General features: G+C 55.4%; 4 protein-coding genes. 3 read left to right on the forward strand and 1 reads right to left on the reverse strand.

The features are described from left to right. Both POG22_RS11985 and POG22_RS11990 read left to right on the forward strand, forming a co-directional pair. A partial coding sequence (locus POG22_RS11985) for a DUF928 domain-containing protein (RefSeq protein ID WP_498905472.1) occupies window positions 1-768 on the forward strand: 768 nt, incomplete at its 5' end. A gap of 57 nt (window positions 769-825) precedes the next feature. Further along, window positions 826-3,612 carry a CHASE2 domain-containing protein gene (locus POG22_RS11990; protein WP_223307430.1) on the forward strand — a complete coding sequence of 929 codons (2,787 nt, stop codon included), beginning with the start codon at window positions 826-828 and terminating at the stop codon, window positions 3,610-3,612. 48 nt (window positions 3,613-3,660) lie between these two features. Here POG22_RS11990 and zds read toward each other — a convergent pair whose 3' ends face one another. Next, a complete protein-coding gene (gene zds / locus POG22_RS11995) occupies window positions 3,661-5,097 on the reverse strand; it encodes a 9,9'-di-cis-zeta-carotene desaturase (protein ID WP_498905473.1) in 1,437 nt (478 codons plus the stop codon). A gap of 133 nt (window positions 5,098-5,230) precedes the next feature. On the opposite strand from zds, the gene POG22_RS12000 reads away from it, so the two are divergent. Beyond that, window positions 5,231-5,413, forward strand: a 183-nt coding sequence (locus POG22_RS12000; RefSeq protein ID WP_498905475.1) for a helix-turn-helix domain-containing protein, incomplete at its 3' end; no start/stop codon positions are given.

The following is a 5,413-nucleotide window of genomic DNA, read 5'->3' on the forward strand; positions in this document are numbered from 1 at the left end:
CCCCCGAGCGATGCTGCCCCCCAACAAACCACTGGCGGCGCGTCTCGCGGTGACGTCAACTTCCGACCCCCGAGCGATGCGGCTCCCCAACAAACCACCGGCGGCGCGTCTCGCGGCGAAGTCGAGTTTCAACCCCCCGGACAAGGTTCGCCCAACCAAACCAGCGGCGGCGCAGCTCGCGGTGAAGTCGAGTTTCAACCCCCCGGCGAAGGCGCTCCCAGCGATGTGAGCGGCGGTGCGTCGAGACGGCCCGAACCCTTCTTCACACCGTTAATCCCTCCGAGTAACTACGGTCGCACCACAGCCGGCCGTCCGTCCCTGTTCGTCTACGTTCCAGAAACCAACGTCCAACAAGCGTTTTTCAGCCTGAAAGACGAAGCCGGAAACCTGCACTATCAAGGGTTCGTCGGTCTTTCCGGACGTCAAGGAGTGGTGCGTTTTAGCTTGCCCTCGGACGCCCCCGAACTCGAAATCGGACAAGACTATCAATGGCACGTCGTTTTGATGACCGACGACCTGTTGCGTCCCGACAGCCCCCGAGTCTCGGGATGGATCGAACGGATCGATGCTGAAGTCGAAGTGGCCGCCCAACCGTCCTTGGAGCTGGCCGATACTTACGGTCGCAGCGGTATCTGGTACGACGCACTCGGTACCCTCGCCGAATTACGCGAGACGAACCCGAACGATCCCACCCTGGCCAGCGAGTGGAACGACTTCCTCGTTCAAGTCGGACTCGATGAAATCGCCGATCGCCCCCTCACGAAATAATCGGACGAAGTCCCAGTGTGGAATCAGTTCAAACGGTCTCTTAAAACGTGGCAACACGTGGTAGTTCTCGCGTCCGGTACGGCAGTTGTTTGCTGTGCCGGCGCGTTTTGGGGTTGGTTTAAAATCCTCGAAGTCGCAGCGATCGATCGCTTCTTCAGCCTGCGACCGGCAGACCCCACGGACTCGCGGATTATTATCGTTACTATCGGTGAAGACGACATTACCGAAATTGGAGACTGGCCGATTTCCGACGCCGTTCTCGCCGATCTCGTCGAAAAAATTGCCGCCCAAGATCCCAGGGCGATCGGCTTAGATATTTACCGCGACTTACCCGAAGAACCCGGCCACGATCGCTTAGTCGAAGTGATGGAACAGACGCCGATGTTGATCGGCGTGCAGAAATCCCTTGGAGCTGGTACGGTTGCCCCGCCACCGGCTCTCGAGCGCGTCGAGCGCGTCGCCCTGGCCGACCTTCCCGAAGACCGAGACGGAAAAGTTCGCCGCGCCTTGATTTCGGCAATGGTCGAAGACGAACTCGTTCTCGGTTTGGCCACTCGCCTGAGTCTGTTGTATCTCGAAGCCGAAGGCATTTCTCTCGAACCCGTCGAAGGCGATCGCTCTCGCTATCGACTCGGACGAGCGACGTTCGTGCCACTCGAGGGAAACGAAGCCGGATACTCGAGTAAAGACGCAGGCGGCTATCAGATTTTCCTCAACTATCGCGGTCCGAGTGGTAGCTTCGAGACCGTGTCGATTCTCGACGTTCTGCAAGACCGCATTCCTCCCGACTTGATGCGCGATCGCGTCGTCCTCATCGGATCGACTGCCGACAGCACGAACGACTTCTTTTTTACCCCCTATTCCAACAACATCACCTCAGAAAGTAGCGAACGACTGCAAACCAGCGGCGTCGAGATCCACGCCCATATCGTCAGTCAAATTCTCAGCTCAGCCCTCGACGGACGGCCGCTGATGCACCTGTGGCCGCGTTACGCTGAATGGGTGTGGGTTTGGGTGTGGTCGATGGTCGGTGCCGTCGCCACCTGGATGCTACTGCCGAGGAAATTCTGTCGCAACAACATTTTCTTTCTCGGAACGATCGCGATCGCCGGTATTGGAAGCGTCGCCCTCGTCGTTATCGCTGACGTAGCCTTTTTGGCTGGTTGGATCGTGCCGTCGGTTACCCCCGTCCTGGCGTTAGTTATCTCGGCAGTTTTGGCCACCAACTCCTACAACCAGCGGCAGCTTCGCCAAGCTAACGCTCGCCTACGGGAGTATTCGGCCGACCTCGAAGTCAAGGTACGAGAGCGAACCTGCGAACTCGAAGCGGCCAAACACGCCGCAGACGTGGCTAACCAAGCCAAAAGCGAGTTTTTGGCCAATATGAGCCACGAACTGCGAACTCCCCTCAACGGGATTCTCGGTTACGCCCAAATTATGGAACACGCCCGCGACCTCAACCAACAGCGCCAGGGCGTCGCGATCGTTCACCAGTGCGGCTCGTACCTTCTTTCGCTGATCAACGACATTCTAGATTTGTCGAAAATCGAAGCGCGGAAGATGGATTTGTACGAAACCGACGTTCGCTTTTCGGCGTTTCTGGTGGGGGTTGCCGAAATCTGTCAGGTCAAAGCCCGTAATAACGACCTTCTCTTCTATTCCGATTTCGACGAAAACCTTCCTGAATTCGTCCGTACTGATGAAAAACGCCTCCGACAAGTGACGATTAACTTGTTGGGAAACGCCGTGAAATACACCCAAAAGGGGAGCGTCACCTTCCGCGTGAAGGTTCTTGGGTACGACCGACCTGAAGATGGCGAGGAAACTGTCGAGCTGCGGTTTCAAATCGAAGACACGGGTATCGGCATGACTCCCGAACAGCTCGAGAAGATTTTTCAACCGTTCGAGCAAGTCAAAGAAGCCACGCAAATCGCCCAAGGGACTGGACTCGGCTTGGCGATCGCCCAGCAGATCGTCAACCTGATGGGGGGCGAAATTCACGTCGAAAGTACGTTCGGTCGAGGCAGTACGTTTTGGTTCGACTTGCGTTTGCCGGTTCTGCACGCCACAGACTCGACTTCGCCGACTGCTAAATTCGATGCTAGTGCGATCGTCGGACTTTCTGGCGCGGCGAAAACCATTCTCCTGGTGGACGATCGCCCGGACAACCGCGTTGTCGTCACGGCTATGTTAGAGCCTTTAGGATTTAAAATTCTCGAGGCTGAAAACGGTGAAGTCGGCTTCGAGTTAGCCCAACACGCACGGCCGGATTTGATTTTGACCGATATTATTATGCCCGTCACGGACGGACTCGAACTGACGCGACAAATTCGCCAATGTCCCGAGTTAAAAGACGTTCCCGTGTTGGTGATGTCGGCTCGGGTGTTCGAGGCCGATCGCCGTCGCAGCCTCGAAGCGGGCGCGAATGCCTTTCTGCCGAAACCTATTCGAGCCGACGATTTACTTGAAAAACTGCAAACCTATCTCGATATCGCCTGGGAATACGCCATCGAGGAACCTGGCGAGACTGACGAGATCCCCCAAGACGAACCCTCTCTCGAGGATATCGATCCGGCGGCTATCCCAACTGAAGCGCTCGAGTCGTTAATGCACTTAGCGCGACGGGGTCACTTGCGCGGCATTATCAAAGAAGCTCAATGTCTCGAAGCCAGTCACCCCCATCTGGTATCGTTGACGCGAGAATTACAACAACTCGCGCGACAGTTTCAGGAGAAAGCGATTTTACAGTTGCTTCAGCAGTACGAGCCAGAGGAGAATCGCGAGAACGGACATCGCAAAGATTCAGAGAATTTGACCAGCGATTTGAACGAGGTTCGGCCTTGAGCGATCGCCCCCGTTGAAACGGCTATCACCTCATCTCCTCATCTCTCCCTAACCAAACCGTTCGAGAACGGCACGAGCGGCACGATTCCCCGAAATGGTGGCTCCTTCCATGCTATCGATATAATCCTGTTGCGTGTAACTTCCGGCGAGGAAAAAGTTTTCGACGGGGGTGACTTGCGGCGGACGGTAGGGATCTGTGGCGGGGGCTTCTCGATACAGAGATTGTGCCAGTTTGACGACACTGTACCAGGTCATGTTTAAGTCGCGGGCGGAGGGGAACAGTTCCCGTACTTGTTCGAGGACGTGCTGGGCGATTTGTTCGTTACTTTGTTTGATGAAGGGATCTCCGGGGGTCAACACCAGTTGCATCAACGAACCTTCTCCGGGTTTATAGTAGTCGCCGGGACTGGTGAGGGCTAAGTCGGCGAAACAGGAGAAGTCGGCGTCGGGGGTGTAGAGGAGGTTGTCGAGTCCGGCTGCTTCTTGGAGTTGCGTGCGTTTTTCGGCATCGTGCAGTTCTGTCACCCATCCGTCGAAACGCAGTTGTACGGTGGCGACGGGAACGGTATCGAGTTTGTAGATATTGTCGAATTCGGGCCATTTGCGCCACTCTGGAGGCAGCACTTTTTGAATTCCCGGTACGTCGCAGGCGAAGACGTAAGCATCAGCACTGACGATTTCTTCGGCATCTCCGGCGGCGACGACGATGCCATCGATGCGGGTTCTGTCGTTAGCTTCGCTAAATTTGATTTGACGGATGCGGCGGCGGGTGTGGATTTTCGCACCTCGTTCTTCGAGATAGTTCAGAATGGGTTGGTGTAGGTAGGTGTGGGGAGAGCCTTCGAGCATTCGCAAGACGGAGGCTTCGCTACGGGCGGCGAAAAATTGGAAAATGGTCAGCATACACCGGGCGGAGATGTTTTCGGTGTCGATGAAGCCGAGGGCGTAGGCGATGGGGTTCCACATTTTTTGGAGGCTGCCGTTGTTGCCCCCGTGCGATCGAAACCAGTCGGCGAAGCTGATGCGATCGAGATCGCGAATGGTTTTCATCGCCCCGTCGAAATCGACTAAGCCGCGCACGATGGGACTGGTTCCCAAGGCGAGGGAGTTACGAAGTTTGTCGTGCAGGGACAGTTGTGAGGTGGTGAAGAAGGCTTTTAAGCCGTTGAAGGGCGCCCCGGTGAAGAAGCGAAAGTCCAGTTGGCCGACTCGTCCGCCTTGGTTGATGAAGGTGTGGGTATGTTCTTTGAGGCGCAGATATTCGAGCGCACCCACTTTCTCCATGAGGGCGAAGAGGTTGTAATAGCATCCGAAGAAGACGTGTAACCCCATTTCGAGGTGGTTACCGTCGGCGTCTACCCAACTGCCGACTTTTCCGCCGACGAACGGGCGAGACTCGAAGATTTCGACTTCGTGTCCCGCATCGGCTAGGTTGATGGCTGTAGCCAGTCCCGCTAATCCCGCACCAGCGATCGCAACTCGCATTCTTAGTTTTTTCCTGAGCGTATTTCGTTACATCTTGTAATCTTACCAAAAATCCTGGGTATAAAGCCCCGTCCTAGAAGGACGGCTTTTGAGTTCTAGGCTATGCTTATAAAAACTAAGATGTTTTCCTAAAGTGCTAACCCTCAACTACCAGTATAAACTTATACCGACGGCCGAACAAGCAACCGCTATTGACCAGTGGTTGCTGGTCTGCCGTTCTGTGTATAACTATGCGCTGCGGGAGAGGAAGGACTGGGTTAACTCTAGAAAATGTCAAATCGATCGCTGTTCGATAGAACGAGAATATATCATTGCA

This window comes from Geitlerinema sp. CS-897 (assembly GCF_028368005.1).
Classification (GTDB): Bacteria; Cyanobacteriota; Cyanobacteriia; order Cyanobacteriales; family Geitlerinemataceae; genus Baaleninema; species Baaleninema simplex.

Excerpts from the sequence above, each read along its gene's own strand:
- zds (WP_498905473.1), bottom strand. The coding sequence starts at position 5,097 with ATGCGAGTTGCGATCGCTGGTGCGGGATTAGCGGGACTGGCTACAGCC.